Annotated in this window: 23 protein-coding genes; 7 read left to right on the top strand and 16 right to left on the bottom strand. The window is 36.1% G+C overall.

The window, feature by feature from the left end; translation table 11 throughout:
* Window positions 1-68: 68 nt before the first annotated feature.
* Window positions 69-1,652 (bottom strand): cation:dicarboxylase symporter family transporter, encoded by a 1,584-nt coding sequence (locus Q5O24_06310; protein ID WKY48925.1) that lies wholly within the window; start codon window positions 1,650-1,652, stop codon window positions 69-71.
* 33 nt (window positions 1,653-1,685) lie between these two features.
* Window positions 1,686-1,991 carry a hypothetical protein gene (locus Q5O24_06305; protein ID WKY48924.1) on the bottom strand — a complete coding sequence of 102 codons (306 nt, stop codon included), beginning with the start codon at window positions 1,989-1,991 and terminating at the stop codon, window positions 1,686-1,688.
* Window positions 1,992-2,200: 209 nt separating this feature from the next.
* On the opposite strand from Q5O24_06305, the gene Q5O24_06300 reads away from it, so the two are divergent.
* Window positions 2,201-2,884 (top strand): hypothetical protein, encoded by a 684-nt coding sequence (locus Q5O24_06300; GenBank protein WKY48923.1) that lies wholly within the window; start codon window positions 2,201-2,203, stop codon window positions 2,882-2,884.
* 112 nt (window positions 2,885-2,996) lie between these two features.
* Here the strand turns inward: Q5O24_06300 and Q5O24_06295 are convergent, their stop codons facing one another.
* The 5 genes from Q5O24_06295 to Q5O24_06275 form a co-directional block, all read right to left on the bottom strand.
* Window positions 2,997-4,370, bottom strand: a complete 1,374-nt coding sequence (locus Q5O24_06295) for an MATE family efflux transporter (GenBank protein ID WKY48922.1) — start codon at window positions 4,368-4,370, stop codon at window positions 2,997-2,999.
* 85 nt (window positions 4,371-4,455) lie between these two features.
* A complete protein-coding gene (locus tag Q5O24_06290; GenBank protein WKY48921.1) occupies window positions 4,456-4,908 on the bottom strand; it encodes a MarR family winged helix-turn-helix transcriptional regulator in 453 nt (150 codons plus the stop codon).
* 448 nt (window positions 4,909-5,356) lie between these two features.
* Window positions 5,357-6,103, bottom strand: coding sequence for an ATP-binding protein (locus Q5O24_06285; protein ID WKY48920.1), 747 nt, complete (start codon window positions 6,101-6,103; stop codon window positions 5,357-5,359).
* Window positions 6,093-7,655, bottom strand: coding sequence for an IS21 family transposase (istA, locus tag Q5O24_06280; protein ID WKY48919.1), 1,563 nt, complete (start codon window positions 7,653-7,655; stop codon window positions 6,093-6,095). Before istA ends, Q5O24_06285 begins: the two co-directional genes overlap by 11 nt.
* A gap of 364 nt (window positions 7,656-8,019) precedes the next feature.
* The gene (locus Q5O24_06275) at window positions 8,020-9,471 is read right to left on the bottom strand and encodes a transposase (protein WKY49222.1); all 1,452 of its coding nucleotides are present in this window, start codon (window positions 9,469-9,471) and stop codon (window positions 8,020-8,022) included.
* Between the two features lie 163 nt (window positions 9,472-9,634).
* Here Q5O24_06275 and Q5O24_06270 point away from each other — a divergent pair, with 163 nt between their 5' ends.
* Window positions 9,635-10,072: a CrcB family protein gene (locus tag Q5O24_06270; GenBank protein ID WKY48918.1), complete on the top strand. Its 438-nt coding sequence runs from the start codon at window positions 9,635-9,637 to the stop codon at window positions 10,070-10,072.
* A gap of 19 nt (window positions 10,073-10,091) precedes the next feature.
* Window positions 10,092-10,433, top strand: a complete 342-nt coding sequence (gene crcB / locus Q5O24_06265) for a fluoride efflux transporter CrcB (protein WKY49221.1) — start codon at window positions 10,092-10,094, stop codon at window positions 10,431-10,433.
* 204 nt (window positions 10,434-10,637) lie between these two features.
* On the opposite strand, the gene Q5O24_06260 is transcribed toward crcB, so the two are convergent.
* Entirely contained in the window at window positions 10,638-11,153 is a 516-nt protein-coding gene (locus Q5O24_06260; protein WKY48917.1) for a DNA-deoxyinosine glycosylase, read from the bottom strand.
* Between the two features lie 232 nt (window positions 11,154-11,385).
* Here Q5O24_06260 and Q5O24_06255 point away from each other — a divergent pair, with 232 nt between their 5' ends.
* The gene (locus tag Q5O24_06255; GenBank protein WKY48916.1) at window positions 11,386-11,877 is read left to right on the top strand and encodes an ECF transporter S component; all 492 of its coding nucleotides are present in this window, start codon (window positions 11,386-11,388) and stop codon (window positions 11,875-11,877) included.
* An 80-nt stretch (window positions 11,878-11,957) separates the two neighbouring features.
* Here the strand turns inward: Q5O24_06255 and Q5O24_06250 are convergent, their stop codons facing one another.
* Window positions 11,958-13,283, bottom strand: coding sequence for an HAD hydrolase family protein (locus Q5O24_06250; GenBank protein ID WKY48915.1), 1,326 nt, complete (start codon window positions 13,281-13,283; stop codon window positions 11,958-11,960).
* Window positions 13,284-13,549: 266 nt separating this feature from the next.
* Here Q5O24_06250 and Q5O24_06245 point away from each other — a divergent pair, with 266 nt between their 5' ends.
* Window positions 13,550-14,014, top strand: coding sequence for a dCMP deaminase family protein (locus Q5O24_06245; GenBank protein WKY48914.1), 465 nt, complete (start codon window positions 13,550-13,552; stop codon window positions 14,012-14,014).
* A gap of 107 nt (window positions 14,015-14,121) precedes the next feature.
* Here Q5O24_06245 and budA read toward each other — a convergent pair whose 3' ends face one another.
* The 4 genes from budA to Q5O24_06225 form a co-directional block, all read right to left on the bottom strand.
* Window positions 14,122-14,865 (bottom strand): acetolactate decarboxylase, encoded by a 744-nt coding sequence (budA, locus tag Q5O24_06240; GenBank protein ID WKY48913.1) that lies wholly within the window; start codon window positions 14,863-14,865, stop codon window positions 14,122-14,124.
* A 55-nt stretch (window positions 14,866-14,920) separates the two neighbouring features.
* Complete coding sequence (locus Q5O24_06235; protein ID WKY48912.1) at window positions 14,921-16,921, bottom strand: S8 family serine peptidase; 2,001 nt, start codon at window positions 16,919-16,921, stop codon at window positions 14,921-14,923.
* A 39-nt stretch (window positions 16,922-16,960) separates the two neighbouring features.
* Complete coding sequence (locus tag Q5O24_06230) at window positions 16,961-18,190, bottom strand: aminopeptidase (protein WKY48911.1); 1,230 nt, start codon at window positions 18,188-18,190, stop codon at window positions 16,961-16,963.
* 84 nt (window positions 18,191-18,274) lie between these two features.
* On the bottom strand, window positions 18,275-20,557 hold the full coding sequence (locus Q5O24_06225) for a methyl-accepting chemotaxis protein (GenBank protein ID WKY48910.1): 2,283 nt from the start codon (window positions 20,555-20,557) through the stop codon (window positions 18,275-18,277).
* 305 nt (window positions 20,558-20,862) lie between these two features.
* On the opposite strand from Q5O24_06225, the gene Q5O24_06220 reads away from it, so the two are divergent.
* Together Q5O24_06220 and Q5O24_06215 are read left to right on the top strand one after the other, a co-directional pair.
* On the top strand, window positions 20,863-21,639 hold the full coding sequence (locus Q5O24_06220; GenBank protein WKY48909.1) for a hypothetical protein: 777 nt from the start codon (window positions 20,863-20,865) through the stop codon (window positions 21,637-21,639).
* A 55-nt stretch (window positions 21,640-21,694) separates the two neighbouring features.
* On the top strand, window positions 21,695-22,027 hold the full coding sequence (locus Q5O24_06215) for a hypothetical protein (protein WKY48908.1): 333 nt from the start codon (window positions 21,695-21,697) through the stop codon (window positions 22,025-22,027).
* Between the two features lie 37 nt (window positions 22,028-22,064).
* Here the strand turns inward: Q5O24_06215 and Q5O24_06210 are convergent, their stop codons facing one another.
* From Q5O24_06210 to Q5O24_06200, 3 genes are all read right to left on the bottom strand, one after another.
* Entirely contained in the window at window positions 22,065-22,892 is an 828-nt protein-coding gene (locus Q5O24_06210; protein ID WKY49220.1) for an MBL fold metallo-hydrolase, read from the bottom strand.
* Window positions 22,893-22,942: 50 nt separating this feature from the next.
* Window positions 22,943-23,416 (bottom strand): nucleoside-diphosphate kinase, encoded by a 474-nt coding sequence (locus Q5O24_06205; protein ID WKY48907.1) that lies wholly within the window; start codon window positions 23,414-23,416, stop codon window positions 22,943-22,945.
* A gap of 114 nt (window positions 23,417-23,530) precedes the next feature.
* Window positions 23,531-23,734 carry a hypothetical protein gene (locus tag Q5O24_06200; GenBank protein ID WKY48906.1) on the bottom strand — a complete coding sequence of 68 codons (204 nt, stop codon included), beginning with the start codon at window positions 23,732-23,734 and terminating at the stop codon, window positions 23,531-23,533.
* Between the last annotated feature and the right edge of the window lie 43 nt (window positions 23,735-23,777).

The raw sequence follows: 23,777 nt of genomic DNA, 5'->3' as shown, positions 1-23,777 counted from the left end.
ACAAAACAATCTCAAATATTAAATCAGTCTCATAATACTAACAATATTTCTAAATGCTGATAACAATCTCAATCTTTTTTTGATAAAAAATACTCAGTGTGTAACATTCCAATATTTGTAACCAATATATTACCAGCAGTTTCCGGATAATCAATAAAAATTGATACTGTCACCGCCAGGGCAAGCCCATCCAGCGGAATTCCCAACATATTAAAGACTACTGTAAATAAAAACGCTCCCATACCAGGAGATGGCGGAACTGCTACAGATAATATCATACAAAGAAATACAACCGGTATTAAACTGGCCATTGTAAAAGTTATACCATAAAGCTTCCCAATAAAAAGAGATGTTAATAGAAGCATCGCTATGGCACCTTGTTTATTGAAAAGCACTCCAACCGGAATTGAGAAGCGTACTACGTAATCACGAATATCCTGTTTCATTGTGGCAATCATCGAATGACTGGCGAATGTCGCACTGGAGCTGGCAGTAGAAAATGCGATCAACACAAAAGGAAAGACGGTTTTAAGATATGTTATAGGATTAATTTTTTCCAGCAGAAGTACAGATAATAAACCAAATATTAGCATCGCAGCCAACACGCCAATAATTAGAACAAGTAAACTGACTGCTCCTAATAATTCACTGGCAGCACCAGAAAGCACCATATTTAAAATACTGATAAAAACAATCACTGGCATTAATGAACAAACTCCGTCTAAAATAGTTGAAAATATTAGATTTCCTTCCATAATAAATTTTGAAAGCATCGGAAACCTTCCTTTTAAAGTGAGCATTACAATTCCTGCCAAAATAGCTAAAAACATAATTTGTAAAGTATTCCCATCCAAAAAAGGCTGGAATATATTTGTTGGAATAATTCCAAACAACATCGTACCAATTTGATTCCACAAATCTGCATTGGATCCTGAAACCAGAGATGACTCATCACTGACCAGAAAAATATTCGCTGCCAGCAGTGTAAAGAGCGCTGCAACCACAAGCATCGTTACACACCAATAAATAAGCAATCGAAAGATACGCTTCATCTGTGATAAATTCTCCATATTAAATATACTGCCAATAGCTGAAAAAAATAACACCGGTATCACGATCGCATTCAAAAAACTAAAAAATGTAGAACTAATGGGCGTCAAGATTTTTGTTCCGATTGAATTACTGAGATCTGGAGAAATATTTAATAACATTAACCCTAAAACTACTCCTGCAACAAGAGCAGTAGCAGTAGAAACTGCTGGATTAATCGGTTTTTGCTTAATTGTATACGCAATTTTATTGCAACCATTTTCGTAAGAATAAGTAACTGACGACAAGCCAATTAAGATACTCTGACTCAAAGCATCATAATCATCCTGATTTGGATATGTATCATTTGCCATCAATGGATTTAATGATTCACCACAAAAATTAAGTGTTAGCGTAATCGTCTTAAAACGTTTTGTAATACTGACTTCAAATTGATCATTTGTGTGTTTGTATCTTTCCCAAAAGACAATTGCTTCTTCCACAAATAATTGCGCCTTTATATTATCATTTCGACTACATTTATATTTTGTCAGAATTTCATTAACCATCTCATTTGTCTCTTTAATGCTTGAGAGGCTTAACGGGAATGAACTTGATTTCATTTCTCCTCCTAAAATTAATACAATGCCTAAGAATTATTTTTTCAAATAATCTTTAATTTCACTGCTTAATATGGTTATATCGATATAATTTGCGTCTACTATCGTTAATAATGAATCCAAGATATCATCGTTAAAAGCTTCAACTACATACTCAACAACAATAATATTTCCATTTTCATCACTCCATACAGTAGAATTTTTCCCGGGAGCTGAGTTTCTAAAAAAGCCATCCATTTTTTCAATCTCAAATGGAAGTTTATAACCCTTTGATTCTAAACTACCTATTAGATCTCCCAGTCTATGGTGATACCCCCTTAACTCTTTTGCAAATCTTTTCATATCTCTTTTCCGCCTTTTTTGAATATTATAACATATTCAAGACAACAAAAGAATAAGACTAAAAGTCATAGATTGATTAGATTTACTGCTTTACGTAAAGGATTCCTATGAAAAATCAACTTTCTTGATTAACAATCCGTTTTTTGGTTATAATATATAGTAATCTAACTCATATTTGAAATTAATTAAACTTTTTAAGGAGAATCGTGATGAAAAAACATTTCGAAAAAACAATTAATTACCTGGTCATTGTATTAGCTCTAATTTATATGTTCCCTTTGAGCGTCAATGCCAACCCAATCATCGATCCACCATTGCCTGTTCAAAATAGCCCTCTAACAGTTTTCGCTGATGAAGAAACCGATAACACATCTGATTCTACTGATGATACGACACAACCAGAAGACGAAACTGATGAAGAAACAGAGCTTGTTCAGCCGAGTATCCAGTATTGCACACATATACAAGATAACGGTTGGTTAGCTTGGGCACAAAATGATGAAATTAGTGGAACGGTAGGCCAAGGTCTTCGAATGGAAGCATATGGAATCTCATTATCAGAAGGTGATTACGATCTTGACATCGAATATCAAAGTTTTGTCGAAAATTTCGCCTGGTTGGGTATTCGTAACAGCGGACAAGGTAGCGGTACTGAAGGTTTTGGTCTCAGACTGGAAGCTACTCATATCGAGTTAACTGGTGAAGATGCTGATTTATTTGATATTTATTATCAAGTTCATGCAGAAAATATTGGCTGGATGGGATGGGCCAAAAATGGAGAAAATGCTGGAACTTGTGATCTTGGACTTCGTCTTGAAGCGATACGGATTATAATTCAACCTGTCGGAACGGCTGCTCCAGGTGAAACTGATAATCACTTTATTCAAGGCTAGACCTGGCAACATAAAATTGTAAATCAATTCTAGAACTAGTGAATATAAATGTGCAAAAATCTCCAATATAAATTAAAAATGAAATTTATATTGGAGATTTTTAATTTATCTATTAAATACAACTATCTTCAACTGCTATTGAACTGGGTTCCGTCAACTCACTTTTTAGCTTACGATAAGTGAATGCATACATAGTTACAGCCAAAATCACCGAAAAAATATCTGCTAGAGGCTGAGCCCAGATTATCCCTTGTAGTCCGAAAAGCGAAGAGCCAATAATCAAAACCGGGAAAAATGCTAATCCTTGTCTGGTAACTGTCAAAATCAATGAAGGAATAGCCTTTCCAAGGGCCTGATATACTGTCATTACAATAAACTGAAGGATCAAAATAGGACTAACAATCATTTGAATTACAAGCATATGCGAACCATTTAGAATTACTTCTGCATCATTAATGAAGAATGTTACTATTTCAGTTGAGAAAAGCATCATGATAACCATAATAACAGTCCCCATAATCATTCCCACAACTGCAGTGAATTTTATTGCATCATTCATTCGATGATATTTCTTCTGTGCATAGTTATAACCAATGAAAGGTTGAATGCCCATTGCTAACCCTATAGAAAGCATGACAACAATAGAAAAAACTCGACCTGCAACTCCTAGTGATGCAATAACAATATCACCATAAGCCGATGCAAAATTATTTAAAATCATCATCGAAAAACTCATTAACACATTATTTACTGAAGCAGGGATTCCGATTGCAAAAGTATTTCTTAGAATATGCGACTCCACCCTAAAATCTTTAGGATTAATCGATAAAACATCACTATGACGCATAATATATATAATAAAATATAAGACCGCACATGCATTTCCAATAATTGTGGCCCACGCCGCACCAACAACACCCAAATTTAAAAATAAAATCATAATTGGATCTAGAATAATATTAATAATCGTTCCCAGCATCATACCGATCATCGATTCTTTGGCAGCCCCTACTGACCTTACTATTTGTGAAAGCGTACATTGAAGCGTTACCGCTACTGCTCCAATTGCAATGATTCTCAGATAGCCTGTTGCAAAACCAATTGTATATTCACTGGCACCAGCTACGCTTAAAATCGGTTCCATAAATAAAATGAAAATTAGCATTCCGACAATTCCAATAGCTATTGCACCATAGAAATTAAAAGATGAAGTGTGCTTTATATCCTCTAGTCTGCGTTCGCCCAGAAGTCGAGAAATATAAGCACCTCCACCAATTCCAAAAACATTACCAAATGCCATTAATAAAAAGAATATCGGCATAGCAAGTGTAACAGCAGCAACCTGATTAGGGTCTCCAGTTTGTCCAACAAAAAAAGTATCTGCCATATTATAAATAATCGTAACTAACATACTTAACATAGTTGGTATTGCCAAAGTCATAACTGCTTTGGGAATTGGATATTTTTCAAATAAGTCCTGTTTCATGATTTTACCTTTCTTTCAAATAAAAATTTTATTTATAAAATTCTAATAAACTATTTTTTAGAATATTATTCATACCACCGGTTGTTCAACTAAATGTTTCAGTGGAAATGGACATTAGATTTTCTTGTATCTGCTTTAACAGGTTTTCCAATGTATTTAATTCACTTTCCGAAATATTATTAAGTGTTTCTTTCTCCAATCGTTCGACTTCCTGACAAACAATTCTTTCAAGTTCAAGCCCTTTTGAAGTTAATGTCAAATAATTTACACGTCTATCTGTTGAATCTACCTGCCGAACAATAAAAGACTTATCTTCTAATCGTTTTAATATGCCAGTCACCGTTGGACCCTTTAATAAAAATACTTCTTCAATTTTTTTCTGATTTATTTTAGAATCCTGATTCTGAACTAGGTACATAATCACCGAAAACTGTGAATATGTTAGATCCCACCTTTTTAAAGATTTATTAAATCGTATTTCCATAATATTATTTAATTGTTTTACCGTTGCTCCAAAATTAAATTTACTTTCTTGCATAATTTCTCCATTACTTAGCACGCTATCTATTTTATCAGAATAAATTTTAATGTCAATTAAATTATTATTAAAAATAATTCACCGAATTTGTGGGATTTCCGCAATGTCAAAAATGTCATTGTTAAATAAGTTTAATTTTCAGCGAATGGCTTATTAAATCATCTAGTAATTTCAGCTATACTATATTGGATATCATCTCCAGAACACAAGACCTAAAGACTGAATGATTCAACTTATATATTCTTATTTTGATTTCGATTTCAATACCTGATTAGATTGACACTATTAAACACGCCATGTTAGCATATTATCATTGTTTATTCTATAAAACTGTATATTATGAAGCGACAGAGCCAACCAATCTCCTGTGATAGAGCCAGGTAATCTTTTATCGAGAGCCAGTGCTCCGAAAGAGGGAGCCACTAGAGATAGCTCCCTGGTAGTTGAATTATTTAATGGTTCGTTTTCGCCAGCGCATTGAAACATCGCCATCAATAATCATTGAATAAGCAGATGGAACAATGCGGTCAAGAATTGAATCAGCCAGCGCACCACCACCTAAACGTTCATGCCAGCCTTCGGCAGTTAGCTGTGAACAGATAATAATGGATGCCTGATCACAACGACATTCCACAAGTTCCAGAAGATCCCGCTGCTCAGTATCTGTAGTTGGGACAAGCAGAAACTCATCCAGAATCATCAGAGAACATTTTTTATACTGATTGAGAAGATGATGATACTTCCCCTGAATACGGGCAGCTTCAAAGGCGCTAAAGAGATCCGGCAAACGAATATACCGGGTCTTGTAACCGGACTGACAGGCGTTTACCCCGAGGGCATTGGAAATATAGGTTTTTCCGCAACCGGTGGCTCCGACAAGAATGACGTTCAGCCCCTGACGGATGTATTCATTAGTGGCCAGACTTTCCAGCAATTCACGGTTTAAATGGCGATCCGGCAGATATTCGATATTACCAAGAAATGCTGCTGAGTTGTTGAATTTCGCCTCCTTGATAAGCCGTTTAATATTGTTATTATGTCGGGAATCAAACTCCGCATCAACCATCAGAGCCAGTCTTTCCTGAAAAGACATTGAAAGATAGGCCATTTCATCTTCAAGCTGGTCCTGGTAAATTTGCGCAAAAACCGGCAAACGCATATGTTTCAGCTTTCTTAGCGTATCGTTATTCATCATGGTCACCTCCATAATAAGCTGAGCCACGAACATAAGCATATTTGTTGATCGTTTCAGAAGATGATGGTTCAGATTTGGTTTGATTTTTAACGCTGGCTGAATCCTGCCCTGCTTCCAGAATCAGTCTAATATTCTTGTACCGTGGATTGGGAATATGTTCAAGTGCGACGCTGCAGGCATTTTCCAGACGAATGTTTGTATAATGATCAGCCAGTTTTAACAGAGACAGACACCCCTTGTAAGCCTGTTCTTCAACACGATAAGAAGCAAACAACTTTTGGACCACTTCTCTGGTTGACGGACCAATACCTTCGGCCCATTTTAAAAAACGGTCTGAATCCCATTCACTGTAAAGCTGGTGGTTGATCGGCATATGATCCACATTAGTTGAATACTGGCCTCGTCGTCCGTATAGCCGCTTGTGACTGCAAAGACGGGTTCCTTTGTAGAAAACTTCAATGATATTTTTGGTATAACGTAGATCCACTTTCTTTCGGACATATTCATACGGCGTCGAATAATACTGATGGTCAATTGAAACGTGGTAGTTCATCTGCACCGTTGCTGTTTTCCATTGGGCAAACTCATAGGGGAATCTGGGAAGCGACTGCATAAAGGGTAGTTCTTCTTCCTCGAAGACAGAGTAGCGGGAACCCTCCTTTTTTTGAAAATCAGAATGATTGAATTCTTCCAGTTCTTTATCAATCGCCTGATTCATCTCCTCCAGTTTGAAAAACTGACGGTTACGGAGTCTTCCAATTACATGACTGGTCAGCAGACCAACTGAGCCCTCCACAGCAGCTTTGTCTTTTGGCGATAAGATTCGAGCTGGCAGCAGAGCCGTATGATAATGATCCGCCAGTTCCTGATAAGCCCGGTTGATGACTGGATCTTCATGCTTTTTATGGCTCAGCACTCCAACTTTCAGATTGTCGGGGATGAGCAGCCGTGTTGACGCTCCAAAGTAGTCATACATACTGATGTGGGCATTAATCCAGTCTTCTTCCTTCATCGTCAGACAGGCTCTTGCAAAACAGTACATACTAAACGGCAGCGTTGCAACAAAGAGATATACCTTGCAGCTTGCACCCGTAACCTGATCATATAGCGGCATGGTCGAGCCTGCCCAGTCAACCATGATTTTGTCGCCTGGCTTATGGTGAATGTGCATCGTTAGACGGTTCTGACTGACATGATCCTGATATAGCTTGCAGAATTGAGAATACATATAAGGCGGCTTGCCTGTCTGCCGACAGGTATCAACGTATTCTTCCCACAGCAGTTTTAAGGTCACCCCATTTCTCAGCAATTCTTTGTGGATGTAATCATAGTCAGGAGGTACCATCACTGGAATTTTTTCTTCTTCCGGAAACAGATGGCTGTGTAACTTTGATTCATCAATTGCCTGGAACTCCGGATCATCAATTGGATGAGCTTCCCATGCTTTGACCACCTTGGATACCGTGTTTCGGGATACTTTTAAAGTATCCGCAATTCTTCGCTGGCTGAATCCTTTAAGGCGGAGCTGCAAAATTTGTTTTTCTTTGGACATAATTATGTCCTCCTTCCGTAAGTATAACGGTTATCCCGCATCTTCATTTTAATACTTACAAAAGTGGCTCTCTATAGCGGATTTGATTTTTTAAACAGGTGGCTCTCAGCTTCGGATTGCATGGTTTTGGGTATCGGATTGAGTGGCTCTACATCGGCAGAATACTCATAAAACTGAATAAAAAGCGATTCTATATAATAGTATTAGGTAATTGCGAAATGAAAACAAAAATGAAAAAAATGAGAAAGTAGAGCATGAAGAGAGCTGATTAAAAAAGTATGACAAAAAAAGCAGGAAGCGTTGCAAAAAAAAGGCGCAAAAATAAAAGCCTGAGAAAAGCCTGAAAAAAACTTTATTTTAGCAGTTAGGCAATCAGTTTTTTAAGACTGCGGATGTATTGAAGCTGATGAATGTTGTCAGCAAGAATGACAGTAATCAGCTGGGTAATGCCAGCCAGGAGCAGATCCGCGCGAAGCGTCCGAGCATTTCTTGTTTTGCGACCGGCAACACAGAAAGAATCTTTGAAATGATTGAGTGACTGTTCAACAACACCGCGAATTTTATAGATTTGCTGCCACTCGTCAGTACCCCGAAGCGTACCTGGGTAAGCTCTAAGGTTTTTTTCAGGGTAAACATAGAACATCCGGCCACAGGAAGAAGGTGTGCAGGGTTTTTCGCAGAAACACTGACGTTTGGATTTACCGGATTGCTGCCTGACCCATCGGGTTTTGGGACAGGTAAATTTAAAGCGGACGAGACCATTTTTACGCCTGGTTTTACCTTCCGGTTTCATGGGAAGTGAAGGGTTGTCCGGACAACAGGGGATACCATGCTCATTAACCGGGCAATCGGAATAAGAAAGGGAGCCCCGCGAATTGAGGGGAATGAAGGCTTTTTCAAACTTTAAATCAGTCAGCAGCGAGTGATAAATGACTGAGCTGTCAAAAGCGGCATCACCAATAAAAAGTTTGGGAACAATCAGCGGATGCTTTTTAAAAAAGTCGGAAAGAACAGGAATAAGTGCTTTGGTATCATGGAGCGACTTGTCCTCGTCGGGAGAATCAGACTTTTTCTCAACAGCAATATCAGGATGATCAACCAGAAAGTTGGCATCATAAAAAGAGATATCCCGGACAATGCCAAGGCCGTTGGTGATCATGCCGAATTTATAGACATAACAGAAATGACCGTTGATATAAAGCTGTTTAATAGAAGAATTGGCTTTAGCGTGGGTGGGCATGGCGCCATAGGCGGCCTTGTAGGGATCATAGGAATCATTCAGCTGATGGGTTTTCTTGAAAGCTTTGAGCTGTTTGATGATTTTATTGGCAAATTTGGGATTATTTTCAGTAACATAGGCTTCAATTCCCGAAGTATCAAAGATGGTCATCATGGCCTTATGAGCATCGATCTTTTGGCAGATTGGTTCAGTTACATCAACAAGTTGATGAAAAAACGATTGTAAGTCCGGAAGATAATCTTGCTTGAAGCGAGTCAGCTGGGATGCGTGGGGAACTCTGCTGAAACCGCAGAAATCCCTTAATTCGCTGGAAAACTTGAGAAAAGTGATCAGCAGGGTGTCAGTGGGAATGGAAAAAATTCGCTGCAGAATGAATGCCCAAAGAATGGAACAAAGCTCAAAATCACGGTGTCGCCCATTACAAGCATAGTAATGACTGTAAAAAGAATGTGGAACCAGAGCATGAAGGTCAAGTTTTTCTTCCAGCAGTGAAAGAAAGTGATGTTTGTCCTGTTCAAAAAAATGAGTGCAATCAGCATAAATTTCAGCAAACGAAAGCTGTTTTTGTGGTAAAATATCCATATATAACTCCTTTCAGGATGATGGATTGTTGTGGTTGTAACTCAATTTTATCATAATCTGGTGAGGAGTTATATTTTTTTATGTTAAAAATATCCCGCTATTATGCGGGTTATGGCATTTCGCAAATGCCTATATAATAGTATGATATGGAGGTAAAATGAAAAAATATTATATCATCGGCGCGGGTGGTGCAATCGGTGCATTACTTCGGTTTCAAATAAAAAATATTCCCACTTTGTTCAACTCACCTGATCAATTAGTTAATGTTTCTTTGAATATTCTTCTAATAAATTTGATTGGGAGTTTTCTATTAGGTATTTTAAACGCTTTATTTTCGAAAACCGATCGTATCAGTGATGATTTGAAGTTGGGCTTAACAACTGGATTGATTGGCGCATTCACAACATTCTCAACTTTTTGCAAGCAGAGTATTCTAATTTTAGATGCCGATTATATTACTTTCTTTGGTATCTATCTTACTGCATCAATTTTCTTGGGGGTATTATTTGTCTATATAGGCCATCTTTTAGGAACTTATGTCCTTCATCCCTATTTTAATGGCCTACAAGCTCGCTCCGAATTAGAACAATCTTAACTTAAGGTGAGCATATATGATAGAAATATTCTGTGTCTTAACTGGTGGTGCATTAGGTAGTATTACACGATATTCTCTTGGAAAAAAATTTTCATCAATCCAAAAAAATATTCCTATTGGCACTTTTTTTATCAATATCACTGGCGCTTTTTTACTAGGCTTAGTTAGCCATTTAAATGTTTCAAACTTATCTTACCTTTTGTTAGCTGAAGGATTTTTAGGGGCTTACACTACATTTTCAACTTTTATGTATGAAGATTTTGTCCTGATAAAAAATAATAAAATTTTTAGTGCTTTCATTTATGTTTTTTCAACCATACTTTTAAGCTTATTGTTTTTTTACTTTGGATATCATCTTTAAATATATTTATTGAGTCAATTCGGCCAAATATTCAACCTATTTAATACTTATTCTTTGACCTTACGAACAAAGTAAGGTCTTTTTTAAATCATTCTCATCAAGATAAAGAATTCTCATTTACAATTTCTTTAATAGGTATAGAAATTGCTGCTATTTCTACTTTAATAATCGCACTAAGCCAACCTTCAAGCATCTTGTTGCATATTAAATTTTAATTATTTTCCATTGTTCTATCAGTTTTTCCAACGACCATGCTGCATTGGCTGGGCTTGTAGAAGGTAGTTTGACAATAGTTTGCTTTGTGTTATTAAAACAATTACGATTGTACAATTCATACGCTTTACTCCCATTAGCAAAAATTTTATTTATATCTGATTCACATAATACCTTTTCAATTTCGTTTGCAACAACATTTTTTATTGAGCTATCGCTAGAACCATTAATTTCACAAGAAGCTATAACATCCCAAAGTGCAATTTGATTAGTTTCCAGAAACTTCATCTGTTCTGCAATTGTGTCTGGTTGAGGTTGAGCAAAAACATTTGATAATACTTTCCAAAAACGATTCTGTGGGTGTTGATAATAAAACCCTGCTTCCCTGGATTTAACTGATGGAAAAGACCCCAAAATAAGAATCCGAGAATTATCTGAATAAAAGGGCCTAAACTTATGGATTTCAACATTTAGTAATTTCTTTTTGTCCTTCTTTTTACAATCCATACTTTGCTCTTCCTTCCTATTTTGAAATATTTCAATAGATTAATATCGTTATTCTAAACTCAGATAATCTGAACTTGTTGTATATTTAATAATTCTATATATTATGGTATCAGATTTACCCCTAAACCAAATGAATCAAACCCTTGTAACGAGCTATTTATCTGCGATAATTATAGCAGGACAACTATTATAAGAAATCTTCTTCATTTTAAGTAAAGAAAGAGGTACGTCAATGAACGAACAGACAAAAAAACTAACCTATACTGCTTTATTAACAGCACTCACTTTTATTATGACATCCATGATAAAGATTCCCCTTCTTACCGGATATATCCATCCAGGCGATGGAGCAGTGCTCCTATCTGCCTACATTTTAGGACCTGTAGGTGGAATGGTTGCAGCTGCTATAGGATCTGCTGCAGCTGATTATTTTGCAGGCTATGGAGCTTATATCGTTCCAACTTTAATTGCTAAAGGTTTGATGGCATATATATTTGGCTATCTGATGAGACGTTTTCCTGAAAAAAATATTCTTTTTTCTATGTTGCCAGCTATTGTAACAATGGCTGCCATTTATTACATTTCAGAGGTTATTATGTACGGAAATATTGCCGGTCCATTGATTAATGTTCCATTTAGTTTGCTTCAAGGAGTTTTTGGTGGCACTCTAGTATTTATTTTACACAAACCCCTCAATCGCTTTCGTTTAAATCTAAATCAATAACTTCTTATATTGATATAGTACACAGCATATTCTTAAAAGCCATAAGATTAATTATTGTTAATTGTTCTTGTGGCTTTTTGTTAATTACTTAAAAATCTGTTGTAAAAGTGTTTAGTCATCGTTTTAACAACTGCATCCTGGTCATTACTGTCAATTTTAAAATAATCTTTCAATTTTAAAGAATCTGCAGCATTATCGAGAACATATGGATAATCTGAATAATCAAGCATTGGCATATTGCGAGTTTCACTTCCAAATGCGATAACTTTTGTGACTTCTAAGTCATTTTTAAGCCATTCTACTGCATTTTTTATTGAAGCTTCACAACTTGTAATCTCAATATAATAATACCCTTCATGCTCTTCATCCGGGTATGTTGTAACATTTATCTTCCCAGATACTTTTAAAAACTCTAACTCGCTCTCCATCTCCATAATCATTTCTTTCTGATTAACTGCAACAACACTCAAAACACTTTGTTGTTCAGGTAAATCTCCACATATAAAACTCTGTTCGGGCATTCTTTTCTTAGAATGGTAAACCTTTTGTTCAACAGGATTAATCAGTCTGGAGTAATAAACATGCAACACATCATTAATAATTGCGTAAGTAAAACAATTTAAACCTTTTCCATCAAAAAGATCAATAATTTGTCTCGCTATATTAGAATTCATTTTTATACAGTGTGAAAATTTTCTTTTCTCTAGATCATATAGGACTGAACCGTTCATTATAATAATAGGCAGGTTAATTTCTACGCCTTTTAATATTGGAATTATTGTTTCAACGCTTCTACTCGTCGCGACAGTAAACAAAGCGCCCTGCCTTATCATCGTATTGAGTTTAATTTTTGTGTAATCACTGACCTTTCCATCTGAGGCTAGAAGTGATCCATCAAGATTAGTAACAAAAAGTAAATTTTTATTTCTTTTTCGGGGGAGATGGAAAATATTTACAGCTAAAGATACAAAGATTCCGATTAATGTATCCAGGATTCGATCAAATGTAAAAATTACCGGATTTATATCGGCTCCATGGGTTACCGTAATGCTCATGAAAACAACGCACGTTATATATGCCGCACTTGGTTTATTGATTTTAACGGACAAATAGATTAACGGGATTACACATAAAGATAATATCAAATATTGAAGTGCAAGCATATTATCAGGAATTAAGCTCCTCTCTAATAGGAGAAACAAAAGGCCCATAGCTCCCCCCATAAATGTACCGATAGTTCTGTTAAGAGCTACATTTAAGCTATTCTGTACATAGGGTTGCATACATAAAATTGCTGCTATGCTTGAATAAAAGGGTGATCCTTGTTCTCCCCTCAATAAATAAATTATAAAGCAAAGATAAACTGCGACAAAAGTTTTAAAAATTCTCATTCCAATTTTGGGCATTGTTTCTCCTTTTCTACTCTACAATATAATATTTAATTTCCTCAATTAAAATCACATCAATATTCATTAATGATGTTAATTATTATTGAAAGAACGGACTAATTTATATATACTTTAATTATATAACAAATAACTATCTCAAATCTACTTGTCTGGTTGGTAACTGAAATCTAGATGCTAGATCAGTAAATGCTTACAATATTTCTATAAATCAGACCAGCACTTAAAAAAATTAATCGTAAGAATTTAAAAGATATGGAGACATTATGAAACGAAAAGATTATATCTCATGGCATCAGTATTTTATGGGCATCGCCCAGCTTTCAGCAATGCGAAGTAAAGACCCAAACACTCAGGTCGGCGCCTGCATCGTCAATGAAAATAATATTATCTTATCCACTGGCTATAATGGCATGCCAAAGGGCTGTAGTGATGATGATCTACCATGGGACCGAGAAGGCAATTTTGAAAAAACAAAATACGCATATGTCTGCCACGCTGAACTAAATGCTATTTTGAATTCAGATGGCCGTTCACTTGCTTATTCAACCCTCTATGTCACCTGTTTTCCGTGTAACGAATGTGCTAAAGCAATTATTCAAGCTGGTATTCAAAAGATCATTTATCTGGAAGATAAATATCCAGATTCTGATCAAGTTAAAGCAGCAAAAAAACTCTTTCGTATGACCGGCGTACTTTATCAGCCTTTTACTCAACAACCTGTTCTTTAACTCTTGTATAATTATAGCTGTAAACAGACAAATTTAAAAGACCGATTTTCTTCGGTCTTTTAAATTTGAAAACTATTACTATGGATTATTCTAATCATATTTTAAATCTATTCAACTGAATCGATAGCCTCTTGTACGTTGTTAACTTCTTCTCCTTCTCCAGTATCATAAACTGCCATTTCAAAGCCGTTGCTTTCATCTACTGATACTTCTCCAGCTGTTAAAGCAAGATCTAAGACATGACCGGCTTGACTACGATCTTCAGAAATAAAATGAAAATGATAGCCTGATACATTAATACCACCAAGATTATCTGGACACCAGAAACCAACTAATGTACCTGAACTCTTTGAGTAGTCAAATACTGATTGTTTTTCTACAACCTTACTTAATACCGGATAAGGCTTTTCCTGCTCTGAAACAGAACGAACCTTGATTGAATCAAAAACTGCATCAACTCGGAATACATAAAACAGGTCTTTACTGGTAATAAATTGATCAAGCTGCTCTTCCAGCTCGTCAAGACTTGCAACAGATTGTAATTCAGCCGTATTATCAACATCAAATGATGTTACAACAGAAAACGGAGTTTTTTCGTCATCTGCGACAATGACAACTGAGCCATCATCTTTTGCCTGATATACAATATTTTCAATCATAATCATCTCACCATCAACAGCTTCAAAAGTGCCAATTCCTACATCACCCAGTTTTTTCAATTCAGAAAAGCTTACATATCCGTCATAATTCCCTTCAAGTAGTGCCTGAATCGTCGAAACCTGGAAAATTGTGTCATCTTTTTTAAGTCCAAGCTCTGCTTCTTTCGTCTTATCTGTACACCCTGTCATCATAAAAAAAATTATCAAACAGAGACATGCAATTCCTTTTTTTGATTTCATATCCACCTCAATTTAAGCTTATTAAGAAAGCTTTTCCTGTATCTCCAGGAGAAGCACTCCCTTTCGGAAGAATCTCAATTCTAACAGCTTCTAAACGATATCCATATCCCTCGCTACCAGCCGATTCTCCATTTTGGGCATAATCTAACCATCCTAAATTTTCAACCTGTACCTGATAATATACGTCAAATAAATTTGCATCTTCACCAGTCAGAGAAATTTCAACAGCCTCCAATCGTAGACCATCTCCTACTGTCCCACTTAATTCATCATTCTGTACAAAATCCTGCCAGCCAAGATTCTCAACATGCGTTCGATATTGAATTCCCAAGTCATAGTTATCTGTAAGTGTCTCTATTTGCAGCGCTTCTAACCGCAAACTTTTTCCAACAGTCCCACTAATTGCACCATCATTCACGTAGTTCTGCCAGCCTTCATTTTGAACGTGCGTCCGATAAACTACAGAAACTGACTCAGGAGCTTTTACAACAAAATTATCTATTGATTGTTGTACTAATAGTCCCTGTGCATCAAGAACTTGCACCCAAAGTGTGTAAATTCCAGTGTTCATCGGGGTGAATACTACTGAAGCATATTCACTGAATGGCTGTATCAAAAATTTCTCACCATCTAGTTCATAATAAAAGCTGTATGTGTACGGTGCACTCCCTCCACTAACCAGGGTACTTAGTGTTATTGCTGTTCCTAGCGAAATATCCGGTTGCTGATCTATCTCAAATGTATCGATTGCCAATGGAGTATATGGCATCACCTGTTGAAGCGCCTGATCAAGCTGTATCATACCATATCCAAAATAATCGTCTCTTCCCGGTTCACCAAAATCGAGTGCAGTATCTTTTAGAATTGTTTCAACCTCCGACGGGGATAATTCAGGATTCTGAGCTAAAAGGACCGCACAAGCACCCGCAACGATAGGACTCGAAAAAGATGTTCCATTTACACCTTCATAGCCACCATCTGTAGTTGTAGTATAGACATTTTTTCCTGGCGCACTAAGGTCAACAAGACTATTATGTTGCGAAAATGACGCAGTTTGATTATTAATATCTGTTGCAGCGACTGAGATAACGTTGTTATAAGAAGCTGGAACAGCCATCTCTCCACTATAGTTTTCATTACCTCCTTCATTACCAGCTGATGCCACCAATACTTTACCTGCATTTGCAGCATGAGCTATAGCAGTTCTCAATACGGTTGTTACACCGTACCCACCAAAACTCATATTTATAACCCGCACATCATCTCGGCTCGCAGCATCATAGAGAGCTGCGCAAATATATCCAACATCTAGCTGAAAATCGCCTTCTTCTTTGCCACCAACCCGATATGGCGCGACTAAAATATTAGCATTACCAGCAATCCCAGCAATTCCAGTGGCATTATTAGCCGTTGCAACAATACAGCCTGCAACCATTGTGCCATGTCCAGCTATATCAATTGCAGTTGTTGTTCCGTTTATATAATCATATCCAGTAACTGTTCGACCAACTAAATCCTGGTGATTAATATTAACACCTGTATCAATTACGGCAACAACAACTGCATCCCGATTTTCTACCTGATTCCAAGTTTTGTCTGCCCCGACTCGTTCAAACTGCCATTCCTGGGGCAAATCCGGATCATCAGGCAAAGCAGAGGCTGTTATTGTACTGTTTTTCTCGACGGCAAGGATATTAGGATTATCTGCTAATCTATCGACTAACTCATCAGCGTTCTGAGAATCTGCCACTTCAATCAAATCAACCTGAACGCCTAAACTTTCACCTGCTTTCACCTCATTAGTCGTAAGCGCCAGATCGCTGATACTTGCCGAGTCTTTATATATGATAACAATCTGATCACTAATCTGACTGTCAACTCGAATATCGTTAATCTCATCTAAACTTTGAATCATAAGTGTATCTGATTCAAAGTTTGCTAATGTTATCGCCGGAAAAAACATACCTATTAAAACGGGAATTAGAATAAGTGATAGTAATTTTTTCATTTTCTCTCGCTTTCATGCTTATATACTTGTAGAAGTAATTTAAATCCAATTTCCATTTTTAAAGATTGGCACTATTTCACCCTCTTCAGTAATACCGGAAATGTTCAAGTCAGACGTGCCGATCATAAAATCAACATGAACTTGAGACTTATTACCGCCAGATGACTTAAGTTCCTCAGTTGATAACTTTTCGCCGCCACAAATAGTCGTAGGATAACATTCCCCAAGAGCCAGATGACAAGCTGCATTCTCATCAAATAAAGTCTCATAAAATAATATTCCCATATTGGAAATTGGAGAATTATCCGGAACTAAGGCCACTTCGCCTAGACGTTTGGCACCTTCATCACTTTCCAGAAGAACTTTTAAAATCTCTAAACCAATTTCAGCACTGTAATCAACGACTTCTCCATCTTTAAATGTAAGGGTAAACTTATCAATAATATTACCCTGATATGACAATGGCATCGCCGCAACAACACGACCGTCAGCTTCATAACAATTCGGACATGTGAATATCTCTTCTGTAGGCATATTGGCCACAAAATCTATACCATCTTTAGAAATTTCAGCTCCACCCTCCCATTGATGTTTCGGATGAAGTCCGATGGTCAAATCTGTCCCCAAACTATTGGAATAATGGAGACTTTTAAAATGATACTTATTTAATTGTTCACACTTCTCTCTTAAAAATGAATTATGTATTTGCCATTTCTCTACTGAATCGCCATCATCAACTCGGACAGCAAAAAGAATTGCTTCCCACAATTTATCCATTGCTTCTGAATCAGCACAATCCGGATATACTTTTTTAGCCCAATCGAGTTGTGGAACTGCAGCTACACACCATTGCACTTCGCTGTTCATTGTCTTTTTGTAGTAGGTTTCAAAAGCCTTATGGGTAGCTTTGGCATTTAACTTCAGCTTTTCGCTATCAACCCCTTTAAAGGCTTCTGGGTCATTTCCTGTAATATTTATAAAAGCTGCTTTCTTCTGAGCATAGTAATTTCTGGACTCTGCCAACCAGTCAGGTACCTTTTCAAATATATCAATATTGCCATAATCATATTTCATTCTGCTTGTTTCGATATCATTCCAAAAAACAATGACTTCTCTTGCTCCCGCTTCGTAAGCTTCTTTTACTAGCATATGGGCAAATTCAAAATTGGTAACTGAGATGCTGACAACAACATCCTGATTTTTTTGAACATTAGCTCCGGTACGTACAATTAGTCGAGCGTATTCTTTTAGTTTTTTTTTTAACTCCATGTTAACTCCTAATTCAATCTTAATCCTAACGTTATATAGCTTATCTTTAATATTAATGGATACCTCAAACGTATCCATTAATGCCTATCGTAAATTGAACTTATTAATTCGTTCCTTCAGTAATGTCGCCTGGCTAGATAGTTCTTCACTGGAAGCAGCACTTTCTTCAGCGGTCGCCGAATTCTGTTGTACCACCTGAGCAACCTGTTCAACGCCAGTATTAATCTGTGCTATTCCAGATGCCTGTTCATTTGATGCAGTAGCAATATTGCCAATTAAATTATTGATCTGATCTATTCCAGCGACAATTTCATTAAGAGCCACTGCCGTTTCATCAGCTATCTTAGTCCCTTCCTGGACTCTAGAAATGGAATCTTCAATTAGTATCGTCGTTTCTTTAGCCGCATCTGCACTTCGTGCAGCCAGCGTTCTTACTTCCTCAGCAACAACTGCAAACCCCTTTCCGTGCTGACCAGCACGGGCTGCTTCAACTGCTGCATTCAAGGCTAATATATTTGTCTGGAAAGCAATGTCATCAATGACTTTAATAATTTTTGTAATATCTTCAGAACTTTGATTTATTCCAACCATAGAAACTTGCATTTCCGACATCTGAGCATTTCCTCTTTCAGCATTCACCATTACGCTATTAGTTAACTGACGCGCTTTATTAGCATTAACTGCATTGTTTTTAGTTTGATCTGCAATTTCAGCAATTGATGCAGTAAGCTCCTCAATTGAACTGGCCTGCTCAGTAGAGCCTTGAGCCAAACTCTGTGAACTGTCAGCTACTTGTTCTGCTCCAGAATTAACCTGCTCTGATGCGTTATTAATATCCTTAAACAGGCCATTTAGCGTTTCAATAATAATATTTAATGCATTTGAAATCCCATCAAAATCACCGCCAAATGAAGATAATCTGTCAATAGCTAGATTACCCCGACCAATTTCGCCAGTAACATTTGAAATCAGTTCAATTATTTCCTTAAAGCGCACTGCCATCTGGTTAACCGTGTTTTTCAGATCCTCAAAACGCCCGTTATACTGGCCTTCAACTGCTAAATTAAGATCTCCATTAGAAATTGCTTCCATTACATTGGTCACTTCTTCAACTGGTAGACTAACACTTTCTAATAGAAGATTCATGCCACTAATCAAATCCTGCCATGCTCCACTAAAAGCTGCCTCATCGGATCGCGCGTCAAGATTTCCATCAACCACCGATCTGGTCATTATCGACACCTCATCAATTAGCGATCCAATAGATGATTTTACATTTTGTAAGTTTTCAGCAATTCCCTGGAATTGAGCTTCAGTTTCACCTGTGAACTCATTACCTTCAGCTATTGTAAGATCCAAATCAAGGTTACCTGCTGCAAGACTCGCCAGATTTTCATCAAGTCTTTGAACTTCAACAGCAGAATAAGCAGAAACACTGGCTGTAGATGTCGTATCATGGGAAATATCTACATATCCAATTTTTTGACCACTTCGATTTAACAGCGCTACTGTATCCATACGATAGTGTCGATCCATGAAAACAAAAGGGTATTCCGTTAATCCTTTTTCATTTAATCGTCTTACACCACAATTTTCATTCCCGCACATTTCCAAACCACAATCTTTACATTTAGTCCCCACCATTTCGCTGCGATCATGTTCTATCGACCCAGTAAATAAACATAAATCTTCTAGTGTTTTATTAATAAAAGTAATCTGCATATCAAGATCAATCCCGGTAATACGATACGGCAATGCGTCTAGTAAAGCCAGATAAAAGTCTCTTTCTTTCATAAGAGCTTCAATAACACCCAGTATTTTTTTCCCCGAGGTGCCAAAAGCTCCTGATAAAGCAATCGCAGGTAATTCTCCTGTCTCAATTGCCTTAGATAATTGTTCTAATAATTCACTAAATTCAGATACGCTCATTTCCAAGCAATACAAGCTCTTACCCAAACTGTCTTTAGGTTGTGTAAATTCTAAATCGCCCTTCCTGTTACCATCTTCCAATCTTTGAGCAAATTGTAGATTTTGTTGATAAGTACTGCTTAAATCGCTTACTATTTGATCTAGCTTTTCAATGGAATTTGTATTTTTTTCAGACTGATGATATACCGAAGAATTTTCAGAATATACATTCTCTAATCTCTGACTTATTCTTGCTATTCGAGTTGATAAATCATTAATTCCTACAATGATTATTATGACTATTACGAGAACACCAATTCCAATAATTAATAATAGCTGAGCTGTCCCTGTAGTCTCTACTACCACAGCTGCGATTGCAGCCATAACAATGCCAACTACTATAACCGGCAATACCAGTGTAACAAGCAGTTTTGATAAAATACTTTTCTCCTGTTCCAATTCATCTTCTCCTCTTCTTATATTGTTATCAAAATTATAAAAAGTAATAACTATGCATGATAACGCCGAACTTCCAATAACCTCAATATTCTAATTATAGAACATCCACATAACTATGTAAACATTTTCGTTTATTTAGTTTAATTACAAATAAGTCGATATAAATTATTATGCGCCGCCATCAAGCTTTTAGCTTAAATTTCTATCATTTATATAATAGGTAATTTTATATAATTATTATATTTTGTTTAATAATTGAAAATTAGGGTATTTTTCTCATATAGAAAAGAAAGTGAGGATTATCGATGAAAAAAAAATTATTCCCCTTATTTGTACTTTTATTGTTTTTAGTTCTTTCTCTAATTGGATGTAGCAGCAACTCAGAAGAACCGTCTCAGACAGATTCTTCAGAATCCAAAAGTGAAGAGACATCCGCTGCTGTGGATGAAAGTCTAACTGGAACTGACCTATTAAATAGTCTAAATATAGGTCAACCTGAATCATTATCGATGACATCTGTAACAAGTGGTATTTATGGTACTGATACAACAATGACAACGATGATTCAGAATGGAAATTCAAGGATGGAAATGGATATTCCCGACGTTGGAAAACAGATAATTATTTATAATGCATCTGAAGGTCTTACCTATCAATATATTGAAGGACAAACAACTGGGATGATGTTTTCTGATACTGAACTTAGTAGTGAATCAGATCTATCCAGCGAATTTGAAACAGAGGAAATGACCAGTTCTTTTTCCGACCTGACTGATAATCTTACCGGAGATTTTACTGCACGAGTAGAAGAATTAAATGGTGAAAAGGTCATATACATTGAAACTACTGAGGATAGTGGGGATGGTGTTATGGTCGTAAAAATGTGGTTTTCGACTCAATATGGTGTTCCTTTGAAATCTGAAATCTATTCTTCAGAAGAATTAATTGCCAGTACAGAGGTGACAGAAATATCTTCTGAAAAATTAGACAATAATCTATTTGAAAAGCCGTCAGGTATTGAATTCACAGACTTTGCTTCTATGGATTTTAGTGATTTTGGGGATTTATATGATGTTGAGTAATATCATTTATTAAGGTTGTATATGTTATTATTTATTTTTGAAAGGAAGCGTTAAAATGAATTTTGAATTTGGTATGAAGGGTTATTCGTTTGGATTAATCGCAATCATTTGTTGGGCAGTGAATCTTGTTCTTGGTTTCATCACATCTAGTTTCGATCTAGGAGCAATATCAAGCATTTTATCATTTGGACTGGGAATTGCTGTTCTGGTATTTGGCGTTCTAGCTTTTGTTAATGGAAAAAAAGAACTAGAAGCTGATCCTGACAATAAGAAGGCGAAAACCGGAAAAATTATTGGTCTCGTTATTATTATTCTTGAAATTGTAAGCATTATATTTGTTCTACTAATCGGAGGACTTGCTATTTGGGGATTATCAACCCTTATTTAAACTTTAAAAAAAGCCGACAAATTTTGTCGGCTTTTTTTTACAATTCAAAAATTTCCAAATCGTCTGGAATCAAAATGTTTCCAGAAAAAAACTTCTTTGCTTCCAGAAAATACAAATATTTTCGCATTATTATATTTTTATCCTCTGTATGATAGAGTACCAGGTTTTTTATATTCAAATCAACTGCATTTTCGCAAGCCTCTTTAACCGTAACATGAGATTTATCATACGGTAAAAATATTTCTCGCTCTTCATAAAGACAAAATGCTTCATGAAGTAGCCAGTCTGCTTTATTCACATATTTTTTTTCGTGTCTATAAAAAGGCTCATCACCAAGAAATGCCAATTTCTTGCCATTCATCAACTTTATAACAAAACCAAATTGTCGCTCCTTTTTTGATTTTATATCGAAAAACGTAACCGGATAAGCCATAATTTTTCTTGTTTGACCATCTTTTATTTTTCTAAAACAGATCTTATCATCCAATAGTTTTACAATTTGCTTCTGAACAGTTAATTTTACAATCTTTTTAATTGTCCGAATTAATTTTGGGTGTGTATATATTTTTAATTTTCCGTTATATTTTCCGTTTAAAATTTGTGCGCCAATCATACGAATTAACCAGATTACACCTAATAAATGATCAGTATGTCCATGGCTGATGAAAATTTCATGGATTGCATTTAAAGGAATATCAGCATGTTTTAATTGCCTTAAAATGCCATTTCCGCCACCTGTATCCACTAGAAAATATTCATTCTCCTTTTCTATAGCAAAACAGGTATTATAACATTCGGTAACTGCTGCATTTCCTGTCCCTAAAAAAATAATTCGTTCATTCAAAGACTTCTCCTTTAAACACATCATTATTTAAATATAATTTAACACTTACAATACTTTAAAGTATTCAAAGTCTAATCTAAAAACTTTTCAATTGCATTTTGATCAAACCAAAGCTTACATTCAGATTCAAAGGACTCCTTTGAATCCGAACAATGAATTAAGTTAAAACAACTTCGTTTTTCAATATTTGCCTGTTCCATTGAATCAATGCCGAAATCCCCTCTGATCGTTCCAGCGTTAGCCTTCGCAGGATCAGTTGCTCCGGTTAAATTTCTAGCATCTTCAATAGCTTTTGCATTGTCCTTACTTAGAACAATTGGAATCATACCTTTTCCCACAAAATCATTTATAATTAACAACTTGAACCAATCTCCCAGCTTTTCAATCACTTCCGAATAATGACTTAGAATCAGCTTTTGATTAACCTTTTTATAACCAACTAGTTCAATTTTAAAACCTTTTTCCACGAATCTTGAAACTATCAGCTCTGTTAATTCCCTATCAAGTGCATCCGGCTTCATAATAATCAAAGCATAACTGTTCATTTCTTCACCTGTTTCTTTAGATTTTATTAAGCGTAACACTCTAGAATAAATCTGTCAATAGAACAAAAAATACTTGTAAACGCAAACTTTGCTCGAAGATTTTGGAACAATAATTTAAGCCATCAAAACTTTGAGCTTTCTCATTTCTTTATAAGCATATTTTTGACCTTTTTTGCAGCCATCACCTTCTACATATAAAACAGAACATCCGTCCATCAACAAGGTCATTTCGCAATTTCGATTACAATTAGAACAAGATAATTTTTCTTCATATACTTCAGTAAACTTATTGCTATCCGTTGTTCTTCTCCTATCCATGCGGTACCTCCAGCTATGATCAATCAATTTCACAACAAGCCAT

It is taken from the genome of Eubacteriaceae bacterium ES3 (genome assembly GCA_030586155.1).
GTDB lineage: Bacteria > Bacillota > Clostridia > Eubacteriales > Eubacteriaceae > Acetobacterium.
The sequence above is the reverse complement of the archived record's forward strand: the minus strand, read 5'-3'. Positions and strand labels throughout refer to the sequence as shown.